The organism is Paraburkholderia sp. CNPSo 3274, assembly GCF_024206475.1.
Classification (GTDB): Bacteria; Pseudomonadota; Gammaproteobacteria; order Burkholderiales; family Burkholderiaceae; genus Paraburkholderia.
Map to the genome: position 1 here is coordinate 1 of NZ_JAMBPR010000095.1, position 24035 is coordinate 24035.

The 24035-nt window shown below is 63.4% G+C and carries 21 protein-coding genes and 2 pseudogenes; 10 read left to right on the top strand and 13 right to left on the bottom strand.

Annotated features, from left to right (window positions below; translation table 11 throughout):
* The 6 genes from M3I54_RS38430 to flhD all read right to left on the bottom strand — a co-directional run.
* Positions 1 to 895 (bottom strand): Hpt domain-containing protein (locus M3I54_RS38430; protein ID WP_254345148.1); only part of this gene is annotated, 895 nt, incomplete at its 3' end.
* 57 nt (positions 896 to 952) lie between these two features.
* Entirely contained in the window at positions 953 to 1327 is a 375-nt protein-coding gene (locus M3I54_RS38435) for a response regulator (RefSeq protein ID WP_028203347.1), read from the bottom strand.
* A gap of 13 nt (positions 1328 to 1340) precedes the next feature.
* Positions 1341 to 2417, bottom strand: a complete 1077-nt coding sequence (gene motB, locus M3I54_RS38440; RefSeq protein WP_254345149.1) for a flagellar motor protein MotB — start codon at positions 2415 to 2417, stop codon at positions 1341 to 1343.
* Positions 2418 to 2427: 10 nt separating this feature from the next.
* Positions 2428 to 3288, bottom strand: a complete 861-nt coding sequence (gene motA / locus M3I54_RS38445; protein WP_028203346.1) for a flagellar motor stator protein MotA — start codon at positions 3286 to 3288, stop codon at positions 2428 to 2430.
* A 362-nt stretch (positions 3289 to 3650) separates the two neighbouring features.
* Entirely contained in the window at positions 3651 to 4193 is a 543-nt protein-coding gene (gene flhC / locus M3I54_RS38450; RefSeq protein WP_254345151.1) for a flagellar transcriptional regulator FlhC, read from the bottom strand.
* 106 nt (positions 4194 to 4299) lie between these two features.
* The gene (flhD, locus tag M3I54_RS38455; RefSeq protein ID WP_028203344.1) at positions 4300 to 4617 is read right to left on the bottom strand and encodes a flagellar transcriptional regulator FlhD; all 318 of its coding nucleotides are present in this window, start codon (positions 4615 to 4617) and stop codon (positions 4300 to 4302) included.
* Positions 4618 to 5222: 605 nt separating this feature from the next.
* On the opposite strand from flhD, the gene M3I54_RS38460 reads away from it, so the two are divergent.
* Positions 5223 to 6287: a glycosyltransferase family 4 protein gene (locus tag M3I54_RS38460; RefSeq protein ID WP_254345153.1), complete on the top strand. Its 1065-nt coding sequence runs from the start codon at positions 5223 to 5225 to the stop codon at positions 6285 to 6287.
* Between the two features lie 186 nt (positions 6288 to 6473).
* Here M3I54_RS38460 and M3I54_RS38465 read toward each other — a convergent pair whose 3' ends face one another.
* Entirely contained in the window at positions 6474 to 6770 is a 297-nt protein-coding gene (locus M3I54_RS38465) for an H-NS family nucleoid-associated regulatory protein (protein ID WP_028203342.1), read from the bottom strand.
* A gap of 288 nt (positions 6771 to 7058) precedes the next feature.
* Between M3I54_RS38465 and M3I54_RS38470 the strand changes: the two are divergent.
* Together M3I54_RS38470 and M3I54_RS38475 are read left to right on the top strand one after the other, a co-directional pair.
* Positions 7059 to 7202, top strand: a pseudogene (locus tag M3I54_RS38470) (aquaporin); the annotation flags it as partial.
* Positions 7203 to 7383: 181 nt separating this feature from the next.
* The gene (locus M3I54_RS38475) at positions 7384 to 8100 is read left to right on the top strand and encodes a histidine phosphatase family protein (RefSeq protein WP_254345155.1); all 717 of its coding nucleotides are present in this window, start codon (positions 7384 to 7386) and stop codon (positions 8098 to 8100) included.
* A gap of 56 nt (positions 8101 to 8156) precedes the next feature.
* Here M3I54_RS38475 and M3I54_RS38480 read toward each other — a convergent pair whose 3' ends face one another.
* Positions 8157 to 8978, bottom strand: a complete 822-nt coding sequence (locus M3I54_RS38480) for a Cof-type HAD-IIB family hydrolase (RefSeq protein ID WP_254345157.1) — start codon at positions 8976 to 8978, stop codon at positions 8157 to 8159.
* A gap of 93 nt (positions 8979 to 9071) precedes the next feature.
* On the bottom strand, positions 9072 to 9968 hold the full coding sequence (locus tag M3I54_RS38485; RefSeq protein ID WP_254345159.1) for a BadF/BadG/BcrA/BcrD ATPase family protein: 897 nt from the start codon (positions 9966 to 9968) through the stop codon (positions 9072 to 9074).
* A 178-nt stretch (positions 9969 to 10146) separates the two neighbouring features.
* Here M3I54_RS38485 and M3I54_RS38490 point away from each other — a divergent pair, with 178 nt between their 5' ends.
* Positions 10147 to 10743 (top strand): DNA-3-methyladenine glycosylase I, encoded by a 597-nt coding sequence (locus tag M3I54_RS38490; protein WP_254345161.1) that lies wholly within the window; start codon positions 10147 to 10149, stop codon positions 10741 to 10743.
* A 294-nt stretch (positions 10744 to 11037) separates the two neighbouring features.
* Complete coding sequence (locus tag M3I54_RS38495) at positions 11038 to 11496, top strand: hypothetical protein (RefSeq protein WP_254345163.1); 459 nt, start codon at positions 11038 to 11040, stop codon at positions 11494 to 11496.
* A 127-nt stretch (positions 11497 to 11623) separates the two neighbouring features.
* Here M3I54_RS38495 and rpsU read toward each other — a convergent pair whose 3' ends face one another.
* Both rpsU and M3I54_RS38505 read right to left on the bottom strand, forming a co-directional pair.
* Entirely contained in the window at positions 11624 to 11836 is a 213-nt protein-coding gene (rpsU, locus tag M3I54_RS38500) for a 30S ribosomal protein S21 (protein WP_004198205.1), read from the bottom strand.
* A 381-nt stretch (positions 11837 to 12217) separates the two neighbouring features.
* Complete coding sequence (locus tag M3I54_RS38505; RefSeq protein WP_254345165.1) at positions 12218 to 13159, bottom strand: aldo/keto reductase; 942 nt, start codon at positions 13157 to 13159, stop codon at positions 12218 to 12220.
* Between the two features lie 372 nt (positions 13160 to 13531).
* On the opposite strand from M3I54_RS38505, the gene M3I54_RS38510 reads away from it, so the two are divergent.
* The 5 genes from M3I54_RS38510 to M3I54_RS38530 all read left to right on the top strand — a co-directional run bounded on the left by M3I54_RS38510 (position 13532) and on the right by M3I54_RS38530 (position 20826).
* Positions 13532 to 14749, top strand: coding sequence for a flagellin (locus tag M3I54_RS38510; protein ID WP_254345167.1), 1218 nt, complete (start codon positions 13532 to 13534; stop codon positions 14747 to 14749).
* A 145-nt stretch (positions 14750 to 14894) separates the two neighbouring features.
* Positions 14895 to 16478 carry a flagellar filament capping protein FliD gene (fliD, locus tag M3I54_RS38515; RefSeq protein ID WP_254345170.1) on the top strand — a complete coding sequence of 528 codons (1584 nt, stop codon included), beginning with the start codon at positions 14895 to 14897 and terminating at the stop codon, positions 16476 to 16478.
* A gap of 23 nt (positions 16479 to 16501) precedes the next feature.
* Positions 16502 to 16801 (top strand): flagellar protein FliT, encoded by a 300-nt coding sequence (gene fliT, locus M3I54_RS38520; protein WP_254345177.1) that lies wholly within the window; start codon positions 16502 to 16504, stop codon positions 16799 to 16801.
* A gap of 244 nt (positions 16802 to 17045) precedes the next feature.
* Positions 17046 to 20153, top strand: coding sequence for a tetratricopeptide repeat protein (locus tag M3I54_RS38525; RefSeq protein ID WP_254345180.1), 3108 nt, complete (start codon positions 17046 to 17048; stop codon positions 20151 to 20153).
* 4 nt (positions 20154 to 20157) lie between these two features.
* On the top strand, positions 20158 to 20826 hold the full coding sequence (locus M3I54_RS38530; protein ID WP_254345182.1) for a class I SAM-dependent methyltransferase: 669 nt from the start codon (positions 20158 to 20160) through the stop codon (positions 20824 to 20826).
* A gap of 155 nt (positions 20827 to 20981) precedes the next feature.
* On the opposite strand, the gene M3I54_RS38535 is transcribed toward M3I54_RS38530, so the two are convergent.
* Complete coding sequence (locus tag M3I54_RS38535) at positions 20982 to 22811, bottom strand: tetratricopeptide repeat protein (RefSeq protein ID WP_254345184.1); 1830 nt, start codon at positions 22809 to 22811, stop codon at positions 20982 to 20984.
* 194 nt (positions 22812 to 23005) lie between these two features.
* Positions 23006 to 24035 (bottom strand): annotated as a pseudogene (locus M3I54_RS38540) (heme utilization protein); the annotation flags it as partial.

The following is a 24035-nucleotide window of genomic DNA, read 5'->3' on the forward strand; positions in this document are numbered from 1 at the left end:
GTGCCGGTGCAGCCGCAGGCGCTGCGGCGGGTGCTGCCTCAGCCGGTTGCGCGTCGCCTTGCGGCGCGGCGCCTCGGCCGATCGAAATCTGTTTCTCGTCGATCACGAAGCAGCACACCGCGATGATGTCGTCGGAGGTCACATCGGTTTCGAGCCACAGCGTAAGGTCGTCGCCGGTCTTCACCTGGCCGAGAACGCGGCCGAGGTTGCCGAGCTCTTCGACGAGCAGCTCCTGGTCCTTCGCGTCGACGGCGCGCAGCGTGACGCGCAGGTGCGGACCTTCCGCGCCCGCTTCACTGCCGGCAGCGGGCGCCGAGGCTGCCGCATCGATCGCCTCGCTCACGACGTGCTCGGGCGCACCCGAGCCTGCAGCCGCCAGCGTGCTGTGCATTTCGAAAGCGGCTTCGAGATCTTCTTCCGAATCGCCAGCGCTCGCCTGTGGGGCCGGCGCGGGCGCGGGGGCCGGTGCCGGCGCGGGTTCAGGCGCGGACGCGGGTACGCCGCGGCTTTCCGCGTAGAGGCGCTCGAGCTTCGTGCGCACTGCGGCAGCCGCTTGGGCGTCGGGCTCGGCGCTCGCGCGGTAGGCCCCGAGCTGGTCGGAAAGCACGTCCTTCGTTTCGAGGAACGTGTCGATCATGTCCTTGCGCAGCACCAGCTCGTTGTTGCGAGCGCGGTCGAGCAGCGATTCGAGAATATGGGTCGTCTCGGTCAAGGCCGTGAAGCCGAACGTCGCCGCGCCACCCTTGATCGAGTGCGCCGCGCGGAAGATCGCCGCCAGATCCTCGGGATCCGGGCGACCGACGTTCAGGTTCAGGAGAAGCTGCTCCATCTGCGCGAGCAGCTCGTCCGCCTCGTCGAAAAATGTCTGATAGAACTGAGTGATGTCGAGAGTCATTGCTCTTTCACCGCGTTAATTGCCTGGGGGGTGCCTGGTCGGTCGCCGCACGACACCTCAAGGGTGGGCCTCGCCAAGCGCGCTCGCCAGGTCGACGAGCAGCTCGGGGTCCACCGGTTTTTCGATCCAGCCGGTCGCGCCTGCGTCGCGTACGGCTGCCTTGAAGCCTTCGTCCGATTCCGTGGTCAGCACGAGGATGGGCGTTTCGAAGTACGAAGGGTTCGCCCTCAACTGCTTGATCAGGTCGAGCCCGCCCATGCGCGGCATGTAAAGGTCGGTGAGCACGAGATCGAAGCGCTGGGCGAGCGCATGCTCGAGCCCTTCTTCGCCGTCGCCCGCCACCGTCACTTCGTAGCCTGCCGAGCCGAGCGCCGCACGCAGGATCTCCCGCATGGACACCGAATCGTCGATCGCCAGAATGTTCCTGATCATCCGTTCCTCGTTGTCATTGCGCTGCCGGCGCGACGGCTGGGGCGACCGCCGGCAGCGCCGGCGCTACCGTTGTTGCGACCTTCGGCGCGATCGCCACCGGGGCCGGCGCCGCCTTGCCCGGCACGGCGTCCGGCGTAAGCGCGGGCAGGCTCTTGCCCGAACCCGCTGCGTCGTCGGAGAGCGTGGTGGTGGTCGAGTCGTCGTGCATGAGCGCGTCTTCGGACTTCTTGTTCAATACGATGATGCTGATGCGGCGGTTCTCCGGGTCGAGCGGATCGGCCTTGTTCAGGTTCTGCGTGGAAGCGAGACCGAGCACGCGCAACACCTTCGATTCGTCCATGCCGCCCGCGATCAACTCGCGGCGCGAAGCATTCGCGCGGTCTGCGGAAAGCTCCCAGTTGCTATAGCCCTTCTCGCCGCCGGCGTAGGGCACGGCATCGGTGTGGCCTTGCACGACGATGCGGTTGGGCACGTCGTTGAGCGTCTTGCCGATCGCCTGCAGGATGTCGCGCATGTACGGCTCGACCACGTCGCGCGCCGTTGCGAACATCGGGCGCTTCTGCGAGTCGACGATCTCGATGCGCAGGCCCTGCAGCGTGGAGTCGATGCGGATCTGCTGCTTGAACTGGCGCAGCACCGGGTTCGCCTCGATCGCGGCCATCAGCTTCACCTGCAGGTCGTGCAGGCGCACCTGCTCCTTGCGTTCGAGCGAACCTTCGAGCTGCTTCGTCGCGTCGTCGTCGTTGTGCTTCGCCTGGTTGCGCTCCGAGTGCTCGTTCGCGCCGTCGCTGCGGCGCGTGATGCCCTGGTCCTGCGACGAGATGTCACGGCCGCCGCCCTTCAGGATGCTCGAGTCTTCGGCGCTGCGGTCTCCGCCCCAGAGCGTGATCTTCAGCGGCTGGTTGAAGTAGTCGGCAATGCCGCGCAGCTGCACCGTCGACGCCGACGACAGCAGCCACATCAGCAGGAAGAACGCCATCATCGCGGTCATGAAGTCCGCGTAGGCGAGCTTCCACGCGCCGCCATGATGGCCGGCCTTCTTCGGCGCGGCGCGCTTGACGACGATTGCGCGGTCCTTGTTGTTGCTCATGGGCCGTCCCTTACTTCGCCTTCACGCGGCGCACGTGCTCTTCGAGTTCCGTGAACGACGGGCGCTCGGTCGAGAACAGCACCTTGCGGCCGAACTCCACGGCAATGGCCGGCGCGTAGCCGTTCAGACTCGCGAGGATCGTCACCTTGATGCACTGGAACATCTTGGTCGACTCGGTCACGCGCTGTTCCGCGAGGCTCGAGAGCGGGCCGATCAGGCCGTACGAAAGCAGAATGCCGAGGAAGGTGCCGACCAGCGCCTGGGCGATCATCTCGCCGAGGACCGCGGGCGGCTTGTCGGCGGACGCCATGGTGTGAACCACGCCCATCACCGCCGCGACGATACCGAACGCCGGCATCGCGTCGCCCACTTTCGCGAGCGCGTGAGCGGGCGCCTCGCCTTCGGCGTGGTGCGTTTCGATTTCCTCGTCCATGAGGCTTTCGATCTCGAAGGCGTTCATGTTGCCGCCCACCATGAGACGCAGGTAGTCGGTGAGGAATTCGACGATGTGATGGTCGGCCAGGATCTTCGGATACTGCGTGAAGATCGGGCTCTTCTGCGGATCGTCGATATCCGCTTCGAGCGTGAGCGTGCCTTCCTTTCGCGCCTTCGCGAGCAGGACATAGAGCAGCGCGAGCAGCTCCATGTACACGTCCTTGTTGTATTTGGCGCCCTTGAACAGCGTGGGAAGCACGCGCAAGGTGGCCTTGATGGTCTTGATGCCGTTGCCGAGGATGAACGCGCCGACGCCAGCACCACCGATCATGAGCAGTTCCATCGGCTGCATGAGCGCGCCGAGATGGCCGCCCTCGAGTGCGTAGCCACCGAAGACGCAAAGGATCGTCAAGAGGGTTCCAACGATAATCAGCACTGCCGGGTCCTCACTAGAAATGCGCCGCGAACCGCCGTCGGCCCGCGCCCTTAGCTGGGTTTACGGCAACGGCGCGAAAAACTTTGGGTTTGAATGGGCGCGGATCGTAAGCCGGCCGGGCGTCTGCCGCCTGCTTTGCATCGGCATGACGGATGAATCTGGGGCCGGTTCGCAAAGCCGCGCTGGAAGGGGTTGCAGTTCGTGCCTGTGACTGCGTGTGACGATGCGGCCTCGCTGCGGCAAGCGCCGTCCGGCGGGGCCGCGCGCCCTGCGCGCCGAGACCGGCCGGGTTTATCCGGAGTCTCGGCCTGCACGTGCAGCGTCAAGCGGCATCAAACAGCGTCAAGCCGCGTCGATCTGTCTCAAGCGGCGATCTGCGACGCCAGCGCGCTGCGCCGTGTGCGCCCCGCCCGCGAGGGCGGCTGGCACAGCCCGCAGACAAAGCCGCGTTGCGGATCGTGCGCGTGAGCCACGTAGCGGCCGCCGCAACGGCTGCACGGCGTCATCTGCAAGAGGCCCGATGTGAAATAGCGCACGAGCGTCCAGGCGCGGGTGAGGCTCAGCGTGGGCGTTTCGTCGTGGAGCCGCAGGTGCTCGAGGTAGAGCCGATAGCTCTTCACGATCGCGTGAATCGGCTCGCAGCGGGCGTGGCGGCTCATGAACACGAACGTGTTGTAGAACAGCGAGGAATGGACGTTGGGCTGCCAGGTCATGAACCAGTCGGTCGAAAACGGCAGCATGCCCTTGGGCGGCGACTCGCCCTTCACTTCCTTGTAAAGCCGGATGAGCCGGTCGCGCGAGAGCGAGGTCTCCGCTTCGAGCAGTTGCAAACGCGCGCCCAACTCGATCAGCTCGATCGCGAGCGCGATTTCCTTTACCTCCTGCACCACACTCTTTGTCGCCATAGACACCCGTTGGAAGCCGCAAAGGAATGCGCCTGGCCCCTGCCGCCGTTCGCGGGCAGCAAGGGTGCAATGCGCGGCCGCGCGCTGCGGCGCGGGGCGAAGCGGTTCAGCCGATCTGCTCGACGTCCTGGCCCGCCATGATGATCGCCGAGTGGGTCAGCGCGGTTTTGCCCTTGTCGGCAAGCGCGCTCAGAATGGCGTGGTCGTCGAACCGGAAGCGGCAAAGCAGCTGGTTCGACGCGGCAAGGCGTACGGTCTGCGCGAAAGAGAGATTAGCGAGCACCTCCGCAGACTGCTCGGAGATGCCCATGCGGAACATGCCTGTCGGCTTGTCCTCGCGCAAAAGACGTTGCGCGAGCAACAGGTACGACAGGTTCACTTCCTTGATCTCATTGAGCATGTCGCTGTGCGTCGTCGCGCTCATGGATTCCCCGAATCAAATCGCGGTGGCTGGTCGGACCGCCCGCGGAAAACGTTTGCTCGCCCAGATGCAACCCAAATGCATCCGAACGGCCTGTTTATGGTCGTGGGTGCATTGTGGCTGGGGCGGGAACAAATGAAAATCGGACGGATGCCGCGACGCGTTGCGAGAAATACTTTCGCTAACGTGTAGGAATTTTTCTGACAAAGACGCGGGAGCAGCGGTGGGAGGCGGCGCGCGTCATGTCATGCGCATAAGCCGCGAAATTGTTCGCTGATTATAGGTTTTTTCACGGATGCGTCACGCGCGCGTGCTACTCGCCTCGCGCGCGACCAACGCGCAGCCCTTGCGCCAACGTCTTTCGACCCTTGTGCGGGCGCCCGGGCACGCGGCTTGCGGAGTGCGCGCCCAAGCCACGTCACGCTTTGCAATGGCCCACTTAACCGGCTGTATCCCGCTGTAACAACATTAAGTGTTTGCAAAACCACGTGTATTGGGCCGCGAAATGGCCATAATCGGTCTCAGGGATAACCCGATACCGTTGTACCGCCGCAGTGCCACATCACGGAGTTCGTTGCACACGCGGCTTTTTGCCAGGAGATCGAACAATGCGAATCGCACAAATTGCGCCACTTTATGAAGCCGTTCCGCCCAAGCTTTATGGCGGCACCGAGCGCGTCGTGTCCTACCTGACCGAAGCGCTGGTCGACCTCGGCCACGACGTGACGCTGTTCGCCAGCGGCGATTCGGTCACCTCGGCAAACCTCGAAGCCGCCTGGCCGCGCGCACTGCGCCTCGACCCGACGATCCGCGACGCGCTGGCGCCGCACATGGTGCTGCTCGAGCGCGTGCGCCGCGTCGCACACGAATTCGACGTGCTGCACTTCCACCTCGACTATCTGCCGTTCCCGCTTTTCACGACCATGGACACGCCGTTCGTCACGACGCTCCACGGCCGCCTCGACCTGCCGGAGCTGCAACCGGTATTCGAGCACTTCCCGAACGCACCGGTGATCTCGATTTCGGACTCGCAGCGCCAGCCGTTGCCGCAGGCCGCATGGCAGAACACGATCTATCACGGACTGCCAAAGAACCTGCTCACGCCGAAGGCCGATCGCAAGCCCGAGTACCTCGCGTTCCTCGGCCGGATCTGCCCGGAAAAGCGCGTGGACACGGCGATCAAGATCGCCGCGCTCTCCGGCCTGCCGCTGAAGATCGCCGCCAAGGTCGACAAGGTCGACCAGGACTACTTCAAGACCGAGATCGAGCCGCTGCTTTCGCAGGCCCACGTGGAGTTCATCGGCGAAATCAACGAAGAGCAGAAGCCCGAGTTCCTTTCGGGGGCGAAGGCGCTGCTGTTCCCAATCGACTGGTCCGAGCCGTTCGGCCTCGTGATGATCGAGGCGATGGCATGCGGCACGCCGGTGGTCGCCTTCAATCGCGGCTCGGTGCCGGAAGTGATCGACCCGGGCGTCACGGGCTATGTCGTCGAGGACGTGCAAGGCGCCGTGGCCGCGCTTCAGAATATCGATTCACTTTCGCGCGTGGCGATTCGCAACCAGTTCGAACACCGATTCACGTCGCACATCATGGCCGGTAATTATGTCGACACTTATACGGCGCTGATCGAAGCCGCACAGCGTCCGGTACTGCGTCGTGTCGCCGCCGGCTGAGTGCGAAGCATTCCAGGTTTCGCGATAAATCCAGACGAATACACGACGTGAATCGTTTGCGAGTCGTCGAATAGCGCCATTACGCGTTCATTACAGAAGACGCACAAAAAGAGCCGCATGAAACATGCGGCTCTTTTATTGCATTTGCGGTTGCAGCGGTATGGCGGCCGGGCTGTTCCCCGGGGGTCAGGCGATCAGGTAGCGTTCGCGGTTCTTGCCCGCGATCCACTTGGGCGGCTTGCCGCGCCCGCTCCAGGTCGCACCGGACTTGGGGTCCTGATAGCGCGCGGGCAGCGGCGCCTTTTTCGGCGGACGCCCGCGGCGCGCGGCCTCGGCGAATCCCAGGTCCTGGGCGGAAAGACCGTACTCGGCGATCTTTTCCCTGATCGTGGCGATGACGTCCGCGATCTCCGTGCGCCGCGCCTCTTCGGCCTGAGCCTGGAGTTTTGCGATCTGCGCCTTGATTTCTGTATATTGCGACATTTCTATTCCCCCTTCATTGCTCTTGAAACCGGCTCGATCGGAGATTAGACGTAAATAACGGAATTCGCAATCGCTATTAATACTGCTTTTTTCACGCTATTCTTCAATTTAACGATCGGCTGGCTCCGGTGCAATTGCGTACACATCGATCGCAATAATTCGATCAATTACGTCGAAATTGACAATCCTTGACAGCACCGAAAAGTGCGACTGCCTGGAATCTGGCATTTCCCGGTGCCGGTGCATTACGCGGCCCCTTCAAGAATCGACTTTTCGAGGTGTCACGCAATGCACTTATCCAGGCGGCTCATTGCTGAACTGATCGGCACTTTCTGGCTCGTTCTGGGCGGCTGCGGCAGCGCCGTGCTCGCGGCCAACTTCGCCGGCCCGGTTCACGGCCTCGGTATCGGCTTTGCCGGCGCAGTGATCGCAGGCATCGTCTACCCGGCGGTGGCGGGGCGGCGCGAAGCGGTACCGGTAGCGGCTGTCGCCGCGCGCGAGACGGCCTGACGCGTTCTGACACGTCTGCGCGGCTCAGCCGCCCGATGGTGGCCGCGCTGCTAGAATCGGGCGACTTTCCCACTGACTTGCCACCTGGAGCATCACGCCCAGCATGAAGCGCTTACGCCTCCGCCCAATCCGGCTCGCCCCGACGCTCGCCGCAGGGCTGAGCGCACTGCTATGCGCCTGCGCGCCGCTGCCGCAAGCCAGTGGGCCCGCCAGCTCCGGCGAGGCAACGCAGGCGAACGCGAACGGCGCGCCAGCCGCGCGCAACGTCGAAACACTCATCTTCGTGAGGCATGGCGAAAAGCCGCCAGAGGGATTCGGCCAGCTCAACTGCAAGGGGCTGAACCGCGCGCTTGCGCTGCCGGCCGTGATCGCGGCCAAGTACGGCAAGCCTGATGCCATCTATGCGCCCGACCCCGGCGAGCAAAAGGAAGACAACGGCCGTTCCTACTATTACGTGCGCCCGCTCGCGACGATCGAGCCGACCGCGATCCAGTTCGGCATGCCGATCCAGACGCCGTATGGCTATTCGAAGATCGACGCGCTGCAAAGCGCGCTCATCGATCCGCGGTGGCGCGGCCGCACCGTGCTCGTTGCGTGGGAACACCGGGAGATCGAGACGCTCGTGCGCCGCGTCGTCGCCGCGCACGGCGGCAGCGCGAACGATGTGCCGCGCTGGGAGAGCGCGGACTTCGACAGCATCTATGTGGTGCGCATCGACTGGAGCGGCGCCGCCGCTCTCGCGCATTTCTCGCATGAGCGCGAAGGGCTCGACGGGCGCGCGGACGATTGCCCGTGCGCGCAACTGCCCGCCGCGCAGTAACCGGCCGAATGGAATCGCGACAGCGGTGACGGCGCTAGCGACCGCGCCCGCGTGAGCTACGACGCGAGTTCGCCGTTGAGCGCGAACAGCTTGCGTAGATGATGCGCGACACCGGCCTCGAAATTATTGCCGATGCGCGGCACCGACGGCAGCCGCTTGATGAGATCGGGATTGGCGTTGTTCATCATGAACGGATGACCCGCCGTTTCGAGCAAATCGATATCGTTCATGTTGTCGCCGAACGCGACGCAACCCGCGGCGTCCACGCCAAGCCGGTCGAGCACGACGCGCAGCGCGCGGCCCTTCGAAACGCCGGCCACCATCACTTCGAGACACTCTGGCAGGGAGTACGTGACATAGAGCGCGTCGCCAAACTCGCGCGCGAGATTCTGCGCCACGTGTGCGAGATCTGCCGGATCGCCAATATAGAGCGCCTTGGCAATGCCTGCGCCTGCGTAGTCGCGCAGATCCGCCACGCGGTACTCGAAGCCCGAGTCCTGGTGATAGGCGAGCAGTTCGGGCGCGTCGCGGTCGATGAGCCAGGCGTCGTCGGTGTAGATGCTCACGATCACGCGGCCGTGCTCGCCCACGGTCTCGGCAGCAACGAGACGCTCGACCATGGGCGCGCTCAGATTGCTCGCGTGGATCAGCGTGTCGTCGGGCGCGTGCACGCGCGCCCCGTTCGCGGTAATGAGATATGGCCGGATGCCGAGCACATCGCGAATGCCGGCCACGTCGCAATAGTGGCGGCCGGTCGCGATCACGAACGGCAGCCCTTGTGCATCGAGTGCGCCCAGCGTGGCAACCGTAAACGGATCGACCTGATGGTCGCTATTGAGCAGCGTTCCGTCGAGATCGGTTGCAATGACCTTGTACATGGTGATCAGACAGCTAGCGGGAAACGTTGAATCGTAGCATCTGCAGCACGACTATGCCCTTGACCTACGTTCGCGCCCCCTGTCGCCCGCCACTCAGTTGTCCGCGGCGGCGTGCGCCAGCCGCTGGGCTTCCATCTGCGCGAGCCGAAGCGCGCCGGTCGTGGAATCGGCGAGCGGCGCGCGCAGGCGATCGCGCACCGCTTGCGGGACCCACTCGCGCAGCGGCTGCGCAAGGCCGCCCGAGAGCGCCGCCGGTAGCTTGCCCGAAGGATCGAGCGCGGTGATGAGTTTCGCGATTTCCACGCCGGCTTCGGCGAGCAGCCTCGCGACGAACGGATGTTCGCGATGCGCGAGGACGACCGGGGCGAGGCTGGCATAAGCCGTCTGATTGGCCGCGCACTGCCATACGATGAGACTGTCGCGATCAGTGGCCCGCGCATGTGCGAGCAGTGCCCGTGCGAAGTCGTCCATGGGCACGCGCGCATCGAGCGCCTGCTGCGCCCAGACGATCGCGCGCAGGCCGAACCAGGCGCCACTCGCTTCGTCACCCGAGGGAAAGCCGAAACCGCCCGCAATGCGGCACTGACCGTCCTCACCGAGCACCGCTGCGATGCTGCCCGTGCCAAGGGCGACCACCACGCCCGGCGCGCCGCCGTGCGCGCCCAGCAGCGTCGTGTAGGCGTCGCTTTCCACCGCGAGTCCGGCCACCGGCGGCGCGGCAGTGAGAAACGGCGCCAGCCAGTCGGGGTTGTTCACGCCCGCGAGCCCGCAGCCAAGCACGCATTGCGACCAGTCGAACGCAAGGCCCGCCTGTGCAAACGCAGCGCGGCAGCCTTCCTCGATCGATTGCCAGGCCCGTTCGATACCGAGTCCGAGCCCCGACGGCCCCGCAGCCGCTCGCGCGAGTTCGACGCCATTCGTGTCGCCAAGCGCGATGCGCGTGCCCGTGCCGCCGCCGTCCGCGCCAATCAACCAGGTGTATTTCTGCATGATGTCCGCCGCGCCTCGCGCGCCTGTGAGTCCGGTTCGAAAGCAAAATTTTTGTCGTGCCGCAGAGACTAACGGCTTCCCTAGGTTCGCACAATCGGCCATCCGGCCAGGGCGGCGGCGGGGCACCGATCCGCTATGCTTGCGTGGCCTGAACGATGTCTCGCAAGGAGAACTTACCGTGACACACCGCTGCAACTGGGTATCGGCCGGCGCGTCGCCGCAGTATGTGCAGTACCACGACGAGGAGTGGGGCGTGCCGTCGCGGGACGACCAGCATCTATTCGAAATGATCGTGCTCGAAGGCGCGCAGGCAGGACTCTCGTGGTCCACGATACTCAACAAGCGCGAAGGCTATCGCCGCGCCTTCGCCGGCTTCGACATCGCGAAGGTTGCGCGCTTTACGCCCAGGCACGTCGAAACGCTCATGCAGGACGCCTCGATCGTGCGCAACCGGGCCAAGATCGAGGCCGCCATCGCCAACGCCCGCGCCGTGCAGCAAATCCAGGCGGAACACGGCTCGCTCGCAAAATTCGTTTGGTCGTTCGTGGACGACACGCCCATCCAGAACGACCTCGCCTCGTATCGCGACGCACCGGCCTCTACCGAGATCTCGGACGCCCTTAGCAAGGCCCTCAAAAAATACGGCTGCAAATTCGTTGGTACGACGATCTGTTACGCGTTCATGCAGGCAGTCGGCATGGTCAACGACCATGAGCGCGACTGCATGCGCCGCGAGGCTTGTGCAGCGCTTGGCAAGAAAAAGCGCCGCGCCTGAGCGCGGCGAAATGCACGCGACCCGGGAAAGTCGCGAGCGGGGCGGACGCGCCTTGCAAACCCCTTGTCCGGCATGGCCTTGTGACGCGCCAGAGCGATTGCGCCCCGCGCCGGCCAAGCCAATTTTTGATCGCTAAGGTGCGCCAACCAACGGTTTTCCACAGGCGTGCCGTTATAACGGGAAGTGAATGCAGGCGTGTCAGGGGAACCGGTAGCGATGCCGGCTGGAAGGCCGGCGGCGCCGCATTAGAAGGGAATTAACCTGTGCCCGGCACCTGGGCAACAGGGGGTTGAAATGAAAAACGTCCACTTCCTGAGTCATCAGGAGATCTTCGACCGTGCGGTGGCCCATCTCTTTGGCCAGGGGCGCGCGGCACTTCTTCCACGCGGCGGCGGCGCCTATCGGGGCGGTGGCTGTGGCGGCGGCTACGGCAGCGCACACAGCTACGGCGGTTGCCCGGTGGGCAGCTTCATCCGGCCACGCGACTATATGAGCGCCATGGAAGGCATACCCGTGCGCTACATCGGCCGTGAGACCAACGACGTGCCGCTCTATATGGACGTGGGCGTTGCCGCGCTGAAAAAGGCGCTGCTACGCGCCCACATCAATATTTACGACCCCGCTACGATCAATCTGCTGAGTTGCCTGCAGAACGTGCACGACGTGTTTGGCGTGTGGGAATGGCGCGAGCGCCTTTGCTCGATTGCCGCGCAGTTCGGCTTGTCGCCCGAGCAACTGAAGGACGCCGCCTGATATCGGCAGGCGCGCACAACGCGCGCCGCGCTTCGGTACGCAGGTTCTACGCCCAAACGCAAACGGCGGCGCTGCTTCTTGCGAAGCATGCGCCGCCGTCTGGCGGAACACCGAAAAGCGAAAAAGCTTAGTGGAGCTTCTTCGGCAGCATCTGGCTGCGCAGGCGCTTGTGCAGGCGCTTCACAGCAGCTGCCTTCTTGCGCTTGCGAACCGCCGTCGGCTTTTCGTAAGCTTGACGCTCACGCAGCTCGGCGATCAGGCCGTTCTTTTCGATTGCGCGGCGGAAGCGGCGAATCGCCACTTCGAACGGCTCGTTTTCCTTCAGAAGAATCGTCGTCATGTATTTCCTAACTCAAATCGCTTAATACGGTTCAAAGGCGCGAGCGTCGAAGCCGCTCACGCGCCGGCCCTCCGGTCGTTCGCCACATTGGGGCTAAACGAGAGGCAAGGCGGCCACGGAGGCCGGAAAAGAGAAGTAGGGGGTTCACAGCGGAACGCGATCAGGTCGACCTTGCTGCAACACACCTGACCGCCGGTTTGCGGCCGCCAACAGTAACGAACACGGCAACAAAACAGGCAAAGATCTCAATTCACTCTCAATCATATCAGGAAAGGATCTGCCTGACCAGGGTTTCTTGATTCTACTCAGGGACTTGCGCGGCTCGCCAAGGCCGCCGCGCCCGCCCTGTCAATTAGGACACCTGGATTAATCCCTTTCCCGTCAGGCGCTCGCGTCGTTGAGCGCCTGGATGTCGGCCGGATCGAGCTTCAACCGTACCGCCGCCGCAAGGCTCTCCAGTTGATCCAGCGAGGTCGCGCTCGCGATCGGCGCGGTAATGCTCGGGCGCGCGATCAGCCACGCCAGCGCAACGGCCGCAAGCGTGCTGCCGTGACGCTCGGCCACGTAGTCGAGCGCCGCAAGGATCCGGATGCCGCGGTGATCGAGGTACTTCTCGACGCGCGAGCCGCGCGTGCTCTTCGCGAGATCTTCGCGCGAGCGGTACTTGCCCGAAAGAAAGCCGCTCGCAAGGCTGTAATAGGGCACGACCGCGAGCTTCTGCGCCATGGCCACGGGTTCGAGATCGGCCTCGTAGTGGGCGCGGTCGTACAGGTTGTATTCGGGCTGGATGATCTGGTACGCGGGCAGGCCAGACTTCTTCGAAACCGCGAGCGCCTCCTCGACGCGCGCGCCCGTGTAGTTCGACGCGCCGATCACACGCACCTTGCCGGCCTCGATCAGTCGCTGGTACGCGCCGAGCGTTTCCTCGAGCGGGACTTTCTGGTCGTCCTCGTGCGAGAAGTACACGTCGACGTAATCGGTCTGCAGACGTCGCAGCGAATCCTCCACGGCAGCCGCGATGTTGGCGGCGGAAAGACCCGGGCGGCGCGCATCTTTCGCGACCTTCGTTGCGATCACCACCTTGTCGCGTTTGCCACTCTTGGCGATCCACTTGCCGATGATCGTCTCCGACTCGCCGCCCTGGTTGCCGGGCACCCAGGCTGAGTAGACGTCGGCAGTGTCGACGAAGTTGAGGCCGGCGTCGGTGAAGGCGTCGAGAATCGAGAACGAAGTGGCTTCATCTGCGGTCCAGCCGAAGACGTTGCCGCCGAACATGAGCGGGGCGACCTGCAATGAGGAAGTGCCGATCCTGCGTAGTTCCATGGGGCCTCCAGAAAAAGGGCGAACGGGAACCCGCTGAGGATACGCCGCCTCGCGGCGCGCTGCAGCCGGCACGGGCGCGCGGTCACGGAAGTGCCGCCGCCGGCGCCGCCCTAAACCACGCGCGATACCTGCCGTAAACACGCTTGCAAACTGCAAGACGCAGAAGTGCGTGAGGGAAGCGGGAAGCACAGAGCGCGACGCGACTGGACTTTTTATGCACCGCGCAAATGAGGTCTCGATTGTCGGTGCTTCCCCTCAAGTTTTTTTTACCCACGCCGACAACCTTCACTGAGGCGGCCGGCAATGAAAGATTGCTTCCGCCACGGCCATAGTGGCTTGTAACGGGCTTCCAGCCCGCTTAGGAGAATTTCCATGCTCGGAATCAACAGCAACATCAACTCGCTCGTCGCGCAACAGAATCTGACGGGCTCGGGCAGCGCGCTGTCGCAAGCGATCACGCGCCTGTCGTCGGGTAAGCGCATCAACAGCGCAGCTGACGATGCAGCAGGCCTCGCGATCTCGAACATCATGCAGACCCAGATCAACGGTCTGAATCAGGGTGTGTCGAACTCGAATGATGGCGTTTCGCTGGTCCAAACGGCATCGAGCGGTCTGTCGTCGCTGACGAGCAGCCTGCAGCGTATCCGCCAGCTGGCCACGCAAGCGGCCAACGGCTCGATGACCTCGGACGACCGCGCAGCGCTGCAGCAGGAAGTCAACCAGCAAGTTTCGGAAATCAACCGTATCGCTTCGCAAACGACGTACAACGGCATGAACGTGCTGAACGGCACGCTCGGTAACGTGTCGTTCCAGGTTGGCGCGAACGTCGGCCAGACGATCAGCCTGAGCCTGAACCAAAACATGTCGGCAGCTTCGATCGGCAGCGGCGTGCCGCAAGCTGGCCAGACGCTCGGCTCGTACAGCGGCCTGAGCCTGAACTCGGACGGCACGGCGGATGTCAACGCAAACGGCGGTTCCGTTGCCGGCGCAGCCATCACCTCCATCAACGTGGTTTCCGACGGCAGCGGCGGCTTCACGTTCACGGACCAGAACAACCAAGCGCTGAATTCGACGGCCGTCAACGCTCTGTTCTCGGCAACCGGCGCTACGGTTACCGCAGACGCCAACGGCAACGGCGTTATCCTCGGCTCGGGCACGGCACTGTCGCTCACCGACACGAACCTCGAGGGTCTGGATGTGGCAGCAACCTCCGGCGCGGGCAACTCGACGGCCGAAGCCGCAGTGACATCGCAGATCAACTCCTACAACGTGCCGACGGATGTTGCAAACGTCAACATCAGCACGGCAAGCGGCGCAAGCATGGCCATGGAGTCGATCGACAACGCACTGAACACCCTCAACAACCTGCAGGCCACGCTCGGCGCAGCACAGAACCGCTTCACGGCAATCGGCACGACGCAGCAAGCCCAGTCGACCGATCTGTCGACCGCTCAGTCGTCGATCCAGGACGCCAACTTCGCAGCAGAAACGGCGAACCTGAGCAAGGCGCAAGTGCTGCAGCAGGCTGGTATCTCGGTGCTCGCACAAGCGAACTCGCAGCCGCAGCAGATCCTGAAGCTCCTCCAGTAACACGAGCTTCTCTAGCCCAAGCGTTGCGTGCCCGGCCGCCATACCCGTGAACGCAACGCAAGCCAATCGGGAGGATCGCCTCCCGATTGGCGTTTTCCAGACTTGAACCGATTCGCACTGCAACGCCGATGCACGGAGCCCCTTCATGTCCACCGTATCCAGTTCGACAACCAGCACGATCGCAAGTAGCGTCGCCGCTACGACCGCAGCGAGCAATGCCGCTTTGCAGCAAGCCGCCCAGTCGATCGTCAGCGGCTCGACCGGAAACTCGTCGATGGACGTGAATTCGCTCGTCACCGCGCTCGTCAATGCCAAGATTGCCGGCCAGGCCGCGACGATCAGCGCCGAGCAGACGCAGGACAACACTGAAATCTCCGCGTACGGCGCGCTTTCCGCCGCGCTTTCCGCACTCCAGGCAGGCCTCTCGCCGCTCACGGACGGCACGACCCTCAATGCATTCAGCACGACGACCAGCGGCACCGGCATTACGGCCACCGCAGGCAGCGGCGCGGCAGCAGGGACGTATTCGCTCGACGTCAAGCAGGTGGCACAAGCTCAGGTGCTCACCTCGACGGGCTACGGCGCAACAACGGCGCTCGTCGGATCAGGGGGTTCGGCCACGATGACGCTGACCGTCAACGGCGCCAGTACCACGATTTCGCTCAACAACTCCAACAGCACCGTCGCAGGCATTGCATCTGCGATTAATTCGGCCACGAATAATCCGGGCGTGACGGCAACCGTCGTCAACGGCGCCGACGGCGCGCACCTCGTGTTGCACTCCACCTCGACCGGCGCATCGAACGGCATCAGCATCGCGATCAGCGACTCGAATTCCAGCGACGCGTTGAACAACCTCGCCGTGACGACCACGGCAGGTACGGCGATCACGAGCGCAAGCGCGACGTCCGCCAACCTCACCGCCAACCAGTCGACGATCTCCAACACGACCAACTGGACGCAGTCCACGGCCGCACAGGACGCCTATTTCACGATCGACGGCACCGGCTCGACCAGCACGACGAACACCGTGACCTCCGCGCTGTCTGGCGTCACGCTGAACCTCACCGCGGCGGCCGTCGATACGTCGAGCACCGGCAGCGGCGCACAAACGCTCACGGTGGCGCAGAACACGAGCGCCGAATCCAGCGCGATCAACAATTTCGTCACGCTGTACAACACGCTCGTGACGACGATGGCCACGCTCACGTCGTTCAGCTCGACCTCGACGTCGCAAGGCGTGCTGCTCGGCGACTCGACGCTGAACATGATTCAGAATCAGCTCGCGACGATCGTGGCAACGGGCGTGAAGAGCGGCAGCACCACGACCAGCCTTGCTTCGATCGGCGTTACGCTGAATTCGGACGGCTCGCTCTCGGTCGACAATGACACGCTGAACACCGCACTGCAGAATAATCAGTCGACCGTAGCCGCGCTGTTCAATTCGACCAACGGCGTGGCCGCGCAGTTGAACAACAACATCACGAGCTATTCGTCGAGCGCGGGCGTCATCACGACGCGTACCAATTCGATCCAGACTGACCTGACGAACCTTTCGACACAGCAGTCGAACCTCGCCGAATACCAGTCGCAGCTCACCAGCATGTACACCGCGCAGTTCACCGCGCTCAACACGCTGATGGCGACGATGAACAGCAACCAGCAGTACCTCACGCAGCTCTTCGGCGGCACGAACAGCGCAGGCGCGCTGGCCACCAACAAGAGCTAAGCGCATCGCGCAGGAGAGACGACATGGAATTCGCAGCGCCCATCGATCGCATCTGGCAGATCACGAAAGACATCGAGCAGGCGGCAGCCGTCGGCGAATGGGAAAAGGCGGCCGAGTTCGCGAACGAGCGCTCGCCGCTTCTCATGTCGCTCTCCGCGAAGCAAACGGGCGCCGCGCTCGACGTGCTCAAACAGGTTCACGCGATCGACACGCGTATCGCCGCGGTGGCACAGTCGGCGCAGAGCGCACTGAGCGCTGAATTCCGCTCGGCCATGCAGGCTACGCGCAACGTGAACCAGTATCAGCGCGTCGCGCAGTTCTGAAACCCAGGCTTCGCTGCGGGCTCACAAACAATAACCAACGATTGCGTCCTTAGCGGCGCATTTGCGTACCTCGGCCCGCCTTGTGCGGGCTTTTTCTTTGCCCGCCCTTTTATTGCGCTGCGGCCAATGCACTCTCGCGGTTGAATTGGCAGCCGTTTTGACGCCAACTCGGCGCATTACCGAAAGGCATCGGCCGCCATAATTTCCTTACCATCGCTTTCTGCGGCGCAAGCTCGCCTTTGTCATGACTGCTTTCCCGACTCCGACCGAAACCAACACGCTGGCGCCCGAATCGCAGCCAGGAGGCGACATCGAATTCGCCATGGAAACCGCGATCGAACATCATCGCAAGAAGGAATACGGCCCTGCCGCCGCACTCTACGCCGCGGTCCTCGAGCGGGTAAGCGATCATGTCGATGCCCATTACCACCTTGGCGTGCTGCGCATGCAAACGGACCAGCCAGGCGAGGCCGTGGCGCATTTCGAAGCCGCGCTCGGCCAGGTGCCGGCAAACGGGCAAATATGGGTCTACTACATCAACGCCCTTGTCCAAAGCAATCAACTGGAAGCGGCGCGGATCGCACTCGGCATCGCGCATCGGGAATACGGCCTTCCCGCTGAGGCCGTTGAGACGCTGAGCGCTCGCATCAGCAACGCCAATGCCTCGAGCGGGGCCGCGCCGGCACCCTTGCCCGCGGCCGCGACGCAAAGCGAAACGCCTGTGCAAGACGCGGCTGAGGCGCCGCAAGCGGTGGCCATCGAAAGCGATACGCGCCGTGCAACTCCGCGCGAGCTGCGCGAATTTACGCAGCTCGCCGGCACTGGAAAACTCGATGCCGCGCTGAAGGTTGCCGAACGCCTCACGAAGCAATATCCGTCGCATGGCGAATGTTGGCTTGCGCTCGCAACCACCCTGCGAAACGCGGGCCAGTATCCAGAGTCCGTGAGCGCCGCGGAGCGTGCCGCCGACTTGCTGCCCGACGATCTCATCGCCCAGACCATGCTGACCGACGGGCTGCTTGTCACCCGCCAGTACCGGAAAGCAGAAGTACGCTGCCGTCAGGGTCTCGAAAGGCATCCTGAATGCGTAGCACTGCATCGCACGCTGGGCAGTGCCTTGCAGGCTTTGGGCCAACACGCCGAGGGTCTCGTCCATGCCCGGCGTGCAGTGGAACTGGCGCCGAACGACGCTCTCGAAGTCGACGCGCTTGGCAACGCCCTGATGCTGCATGGGCTGTATGACGAAGCGGAAGCCACCTTTCGCCGTGCACTTGAACTGGCACCCACGCAGGCCGCAACACGCAGCAACCTGTTGTTCTGCCTGATGCACAAGATCGATCTCGATGCGGCAAGCGCATTCGCGGAATTCCGCGAGTTCGCGGCGCACCAGGAAGCCCCCCTGCGCGCGCGCTGGCCGAAGCATACCAACGATCGCAATCCGTCACGGCGCCTGAAAGTCGGCTTCGTTTCGGGAGACCTGGTCAATCACCCAGTCGCTTATTTCTTTCTCTCGGTGCTGGAGTATCTGGCGCGCGACCCCAGCCTGTCGCTGCACATTTACTCGAACTATGTGGTCAGCGACGGCTTCACGAAGGAAATCCGGGCACACGCGCACGAGTGGCACGAAGTCTTCAGCCTGAACGCCACCGCATTCGCGCAGAAGATCCGCGACGACGGCATCGACATTCTGATCGACCTGTCCGGCCATACCGGCCGCAACCGGCTCGTGACCTTCGCGCACAAACCGGCGCCGGTCCAGGTCAGCTGGATCGGCAATCCGGCCACGACCGGCCTGACGGCCATCGACTATTACATGTCGGACCGTTTCGTCACGCCGCTCGAACAGTTCGCCGATCAGTTCTCCGAAAAGCTCGTGTTTCTCCCGGCGCTCGCGCCATTCAAGCCTCACCCGCAGGCACCGGACGTGAACGCGTTGCCGGCCCTGAAAAACGGCTACCTGACGTTCGGAAGTTTCAGCCGGCTCGTGAAGGTCGGGCCGGAAGTTGTCGCGCTCTGGGCACGCGTGCTGCGCGAGGTGCCGAATTCACGCATGCTCATTGGCGCCATTACGGCGCCGGAGCAAATGAGCAAGCTCGCGAAAATGTTCGCGGACGAAGGAGTCTCCCCGCAGCGCATCGGCTTTCTGCAGCGCAAGGGTGTGACGACCTACTTGCAGCAGCACAATCTGATTGACGTGTGCCTCGACGCGTTCCCCTTCGCCGGTTCGACCACCACGATGCAGGCCCTGTGGATGGGCGTGCCCACCATGTCCCTGCCCAGCGTTTCGATGGCTAGCCGCGGCAGCACGGGATGGCTGTCGCACCTCGGGCTCGACGAGGCATTCGTCGCGCGCGACAAGGACGACTTCGTGCGCAAGTGCGCCGCGCTGGCCGACGACCTCGACGCGCTCGCAACGATACGCCGCGAGCTTCGTCAGCACTGCATGCAGTCGCCACTCATCGACGCGAGCACGATCGCCGATGCAGCGTCGCGCGCGCTGCGCATCATGTGGCAGCGGTGGTGCGCGGGGCTCGACCCCGTGCATTTCGAGGTGCTGGCGCGGACCGAGGATACGCCGGCGCTGCCGGTCGCAGCCCCGGCGTGCGACCCGCAACCGGTGAGACGAGAAATCATGGTGATCGACACCGGCGGCCTTCCCGCAGGAATGAAGCCCATTCGCTTTGTCTGCGGTACGCGTTGCAACCGCCAGCAATTCTTTAGCGAAACGGCTCTCGGGCGCTCGCTGAATCTCTACGAAAACCTGCCCGGCTTACAACTGCAGTTGTTCGACAACAATACGCGCGGACTCTCCAGTATCTACAACGAGGCAATCGATTACGCGACGCGGCATCCGGCCATTCTCGTATTCGTTCACGATGACGTCTGGCTTAGCGACAACTTCTGGAACGAGCGTATCCGTGAGTCACTCGCCCGTTTTGACGTGGTTGGTCTCGCCGGCAACGTGCGCCGCTTGCCGCGCCAGCCGGCATGGTGCTATCCCACGCCAGACCTGCGTCGAGAGGAGCCCCAGTACGTGAGCGGAACCGTCGCCCATGGCAAGGGATTCCCGAGCAAAAACGTATTGACCTTCGGCCCTGCCGGAAAGGAATGCAAGCTCCTCGACGGCCTCCTGCTGATTGCCGATAGCGAGACGATCAACAGCCGCGACGTGCGTTTCGATGAGCAGTTCAAGTTCCACTTTTACGATATGGACTTCTGCCGCCAGGCCGAACTCAAGGGCCTGCGCATGGGGACGTGGCCGCTGAGCGTGGTTCACGAAAGCGTCGGATCGTTTGGATCGCGCTCGTGGCGCGAAAGTTACGACCTCTATTTGAGCAAATATAAGGAGTAGTACGGTGGATCAAACTCCCGTTCACCAGAATCACAACCCGGATTTGCTCAAACTCATGCCATCAGGCGCCCGGCGCGTGGTGGAAGTGGGTTGCAGTTCAGGGGCCCTCGCGCGCGAATACAAGAAGTCGAATCCGGCGGTGCACTACACCGGCATCGAAATCGTTCCGGCCTATGCCGAGATGGCGCGTGAGCACTGTGACCGTGTGACCGATGTGGATATCGAACGTGTACCCATCGAGCAATTGCGCACGGACTTCGAAGCCGACTGTTGGGTGTTCGGAGACGTGCTCGAACACCTTTACGATCCCTGGGCGCTGTTGAAAAAACTCCGCGAGTCGATAGGTCGTGGCGGCTGTGTCGTAGCGTGCATTCCCAACGCGCAGCACTGGAGTGTGCAGGCGCGTTTGAGCATTGGCGATTTCCGGTATCAGGATTCCGGCTTGTTCGACCGCACGCATATCCGGTGGTTTTCGCGCGTCACAATGCTGGAAATGTTTCGCAATGCGGGCTTTGTCGTCGACGCCGGCAAGGCCCGTGTATTCAACGAACCGCAACGCGAAGCCTTTTTGCCTGTTATTCGCGCGATGGCGACTGCAGCGGGTGCCGATGCGAACGTCGCGGTCGAGGACTCGAAAGCGCTTCAGTACGTGTTCAGAGCAAGCGTGGTGTGAGCGCAATCTAACGGTAGTTCGCGACACCATCGCCTCGGCCCGCCTCGCGCGGGCTTTTTTCTTCCGGTCAAGGCCCGGGCCGGTCCGGCGTACGAGCCAGGCAGTCGACGCGGCGCCGATTCATTCGCGCCGCGTCTCTTTTTCATGCCGTTGCCCTACGCGGCGAGTTCGCCCACCACGCGCTTGAAGTGCTTCTCGAGATTGCGCACGAACTTGGGCGTGTCGTAAAGCACCCCACTCTCCTTGACCTGCGCAAGCTCGCCTCGCAGGCGGCGCAGTTCCGCCGGGTCGTCCGCGAGTGCGACCGCCTTTTCCTCGTAGTTTTCCCAATTATGGGTAATCAGCTCCGGCAGCCCGGCCGCGGTCAAGAGCGCGCCGGCCATGCGCGAGGCGAACGACTGGCCCGAGCAGGTCAGAAGCGGCAGGCCAGCCCAGAGCGCGTCATTGGCCGTCGTGCCCGCGTTGAAGGGGAACGTGTCGAGGAACAGGTCGGCGACAAGGTAGCGGGCGAGATAGTGTTCCGGCGTCACACGCGGCGCGAACACAAGGCGCTGCGGATCGACGCCGCGCTTTTCCGCTTCCTTGCGCAGATTGGCTTGCGCCCAGACGTTGTCGGCGAGCAGCCAGAGCACGCTGCCTGGCGTGCGCGAGAGAATACGCATCCAGACGTCGAAGACTTCCGGCGTGTATTTGAAATTGTTATTGAACGAGCAGAACACAACGGCGTCTTCAGGCAATCCGCTGTCCTTGCGTGACGGAGCCGCGGCAATCACGCGCTGACGGTCGCTCACCTGATACACGTCGGGCATGTAAAGCGGCGCCTCGGTGTAGTACTTCGCAGACTTCTTCGGGATGACGAACTGATCGGCGACGACATAGTCGATGAACGGAAAGCCTGTCGTGGCGACGAGTCCGAGATACGTCACCTGGATCGGAGCCGGGCGCGCGGCGAGAATTTGCGGGCGCGCACCGAGTGTCTGCCCGTGCAGGTCGACGAGAATGTCGATCTCGTGCTTGCGGATCAGTTCCGCTGCCGCCTGATCGGTGAGGCCGTCGATGCGCTCGAAATGATCCATTCCGCGAATCACGCGCTGGCGCAGCGCCGAGCCGTCCTCCTTCGTCCAGCAAAAGCCGTACACCTCGAAGCGCTTGCGGTCATGCAGTTCGAACAGTTCGGCCGCCAGCATGGCGATCGGATGCAGGCACAAATCTGACGACAAGTAACCAATACGGATCTTCTTGTGTCCGTAGTTCTTTTTCTGCGCCAACGCGGGCACGTCGCAATCGAGCTTGGAGGCGACGAACTGGCGCGCGGCGGCGAGCTGTTCCTCGAGATCGTCCGATTGGGAAATCATGCCGAGGGCGGAGGTCGAGCGGCGCATCAGTGCGGGATCGACGCCTGGCAGCGACACATAGACCGGCCATTCGCAGGCCCGCGCGCGCAGAAAAACGAGATGATGCAGCACGTCCGGCTGCGACGGATCGATTTCCAGGCTCTTGATGAGCCAGTTCATCGCCTCCGCGTAATTGCGCTTGTTCTCATGAATGCGGCCGAGATTGTTGAACGCCTGCATGCGCAACGGCGCGTTCTCGGCGTCGGTGGGCGAGACGGTATTCGCAACCCACGTCCATTCGGCGATCGACGAGTCGATCTGGTCGATCCGCTCGTAGATGATGGCGAGATTGACGTGCGCTTGCGCAAACGAAGGCGCAAGTTCGACGACGCGCAGAAATGCGCTCTTCGCCTCTTCAGTCAGCCCGAGCGCGTTGTAGCTCGCGCCGAGATTGAACAAAACGAAATGATTGAACGGCGTGTTGTTGCGGGCGAGCCAGGTCTGGTAAAGCACAGCAGCGAGTTCATGCTGGCCGGCCGCGCCAAGCTGCGAACAGTAATCCACGACCTCGTTCAGGCTGAGGCCTGCGCGCCAGGCCGACACGAGCTTGCCTGTGTATCCGGCATCGACCGGATTCGTCTGGGAAATCATAAGTAGAGGGTGTTGAGCAAACGTTGTCGGACAGTCGCCTCAAATGGCAGTAGCCCTCAATAAAAGAGGCCAAGCATACCTTGGGGTGGTAGGCCTGGCCTCGTGAATAAAGCGTTCTGTAGTGTCTCCGATACGTCCCCCACGCGGCCCTTTCGGGCGCGCGCGAGAGCGTAGCCGTGCGCTAGCTTCAGCGCTTAGTGAAGATGCAGGGCCTGGAGCTGATCGCTGCTGAGACCAGCCACCTGAGCCGACGTCAACGCGTTGACCTGGGTGCTGCTCAGCGAGCTGAGTTGGCTGGTGGTCAAGCCGTTTGCCAACTGGCTGCTGGTCAGGCCCGAGATCTGGCCCGTCGTCAAGCTCTGCAGAGCGCTGCTACTGAGGCCTGCGAGACCCGCGGTCGACAGCGAACCGACTTGACTCGAGCTGAGCGACTTCGCTTCGGCCGTCGTCAGGTTCTGGAGCTGCGACGAACCGAGGCTCGAGAGCTGCGCGGTGCTCAGACCCGCCACCTGACTGGTCGTCAGCGAGGCGATTGCCAGCGTTGCCAACTGTGCCGTGCTCAGCGAGTTCAGCGTTGCCGTGCTCAGCGCCTGCACCTGCGTGCTGTTCAACGAGGCGATGCCTGCCGTGCCGAGACCCGCCGCGAGTTGCGAGCTGTTCAGCGCCTTGAGGTCAGCCGAGTTCAGCTGCTGCACCTGCGTCGAAGTCAGCGCCGCGAGCTGGCCCGTGCTCAGACCCGAGACCTGTGCGCTCGTCAGCAGGTTCACCGACAGCGTCGCCAGCTGCGACGTCGTCAGCGCGTTCAGCGCCGTCGAGGTCAGCGACTGCACTTGCGACGACGTCAGCTGGCCAACGCCCGCCGAACCCAGTGCCTGCACTTCAGCCGTGGTCAGCGCGTTCAGGTCAGCCGTGCCGAGCTGCGCGACCTGGCTGGACGTCAGTGCCGCGATGGCCGCCGAACCCAGACCGTTCACGACCTGGTTCGTGCTGAGCGCCTTGATGTCAGCCGAACCCAGTTGCTGGACCTGGCTCGAGATCAGGCTCGACAGCTGGCCCGTGCTCAGACCGGCCACCTGACCCGTCGTCAGCGAGGCGATTGCCAGCGTTGCGAGCTGGGCCGTGCTCAGCGCGTTCAGCGCCGTCGTGCTCAGCGACTGCACCTGCGTGCTGGTCAGCGAGGCGATGCCTGCCGTGCCAAGACCGTTCACGAGCTGGCTCGTGCTC

What these genes read in the sequence shown, in the direction of transcription:
- M3I54_RS38510 (WP_254345167.1), top strand. Translation starts at nt 13,532, where the DNA reads ATGCTCGGAATCAACAGCAACATCAACTCGCTCGTCGCGCAACAGAAT.
- M3I54_RS38525 (WP_254345180.1), top strand. Translation starts at nt 17,046, where the DNA reads ATGACTGCTTTCCCGACTCCGACCGAAACCAACACGCTGGCGCCCGAA.
- M3I54_RS38485 (WP_254345159.1), bottom strand. Translation starts at nt 9,968, where the DNA reads ATGCAGAAATACACCTGGTTGATTGGCGCGGACGGCGGCGGCACGGGC.
- flhC (WP_254345151.1), bottom strand. Translation starts at nt 4,193, where the DNA reads ATGGCGACAAAGAGTGTGGTGCAGGAGGTAAAGGAAATCGCGCTCGCG.
- M3I54_RS38435 (WP_028203347.1), bottom strand. Translation starts at nt 1,327, where the DNA reads ATGATCAGGAACATTCTGGCGATCGACGATTCGGTGTCCATGCGGGAG.
- M3I54_RS38460 (WP_254345153.1), top strand. Translation starts at nt 5,223, where the DNA reads ATGCGAATCGCACAAATTGCGCCACTTTATGAAGCCGTTCCGCCCAAG.
- M3I54_RS38505 (WP_254345165.1), bottom strand. Translation starts at nt 13,159, where the DNA reads ATGGAACTACGCAGGATCGGCACTTCCTCATTGCAGGTCGCCCCGCTC.
- rpsU (WP_004198205.1), bottom strand. Translation starts at nt 11,836, where the DNA reads ATGACGACGATTCTTCTGAAGGAAAACGAGCCGTTCGAAGTGGCGATT.
- M3I54_RS38480 (WP_254345157.1), bottom strand. Translation starts at nt 8,978, where the DNA reads ATGTACAAGGTCATTGCAACCGATCTCGACGGAACGCTGCTCAATAGC.
- motB (WP_254345149.1), bottom strand. Translation starts at nt 2,417, where the DNA reads ATGAGCAACAACAAGGACCGCGCAATCGTCGTCAAGCGCGCCGCGCCG.
- M3I54_RS38535 (WP_254345184.1), bottom strand. Translation starts at nt 22,811, where the DNA reads ATGATTTCCCAGACGAATCCGGTCGATGCCGGATACACAGGCAAGCTC.
- fliT (WP_254345177.1), top strand. Translation starts at nt 16,502, where the DNA reads ATGGAATTCGCAGCGCCCATCGATCGCATCTGGCAGATCACGAAAGAC.
- M3I54_RS38495 (WP_254345163.1), top strand. Translation starts at nt 11,038, where the DNA reads ATGAAAAACGTCCACTTCCTGAGTCATCAGGAGATCTTCGACCGTGCG.
- M3I54_RS38475 (WP_254345155.1), top strand. Translation starts at nt 7,384, where the DNA reads ATGAAGCGCTTACGCCTCCGCCCAATCCGGCTCGCCCCGACGCTCGCC.
- fliD (WP_254345170.1), top strand. Translation starts at nt 14,895, where the DNA reads ATGTCCACCGTATCCAGTTCGACAACCAGCACGATCGCAAGTAGCGTC.
- flhD (WP_028203344.1), bottom strand. Translation starts at nt 4,617, where the DNA reads ATGAGCGCGACGACGCACAGCGACATGCTCAATGAGATCAAGGAAGTG.
- M3I54_RS38465 (WP_028203342.1), bottom strand. Translation starts at nt 6,770, where the DNA reads ATGTCGCAATATACAGAAATCAAGGCGCAGATCGCAAAACTCCAGGCT.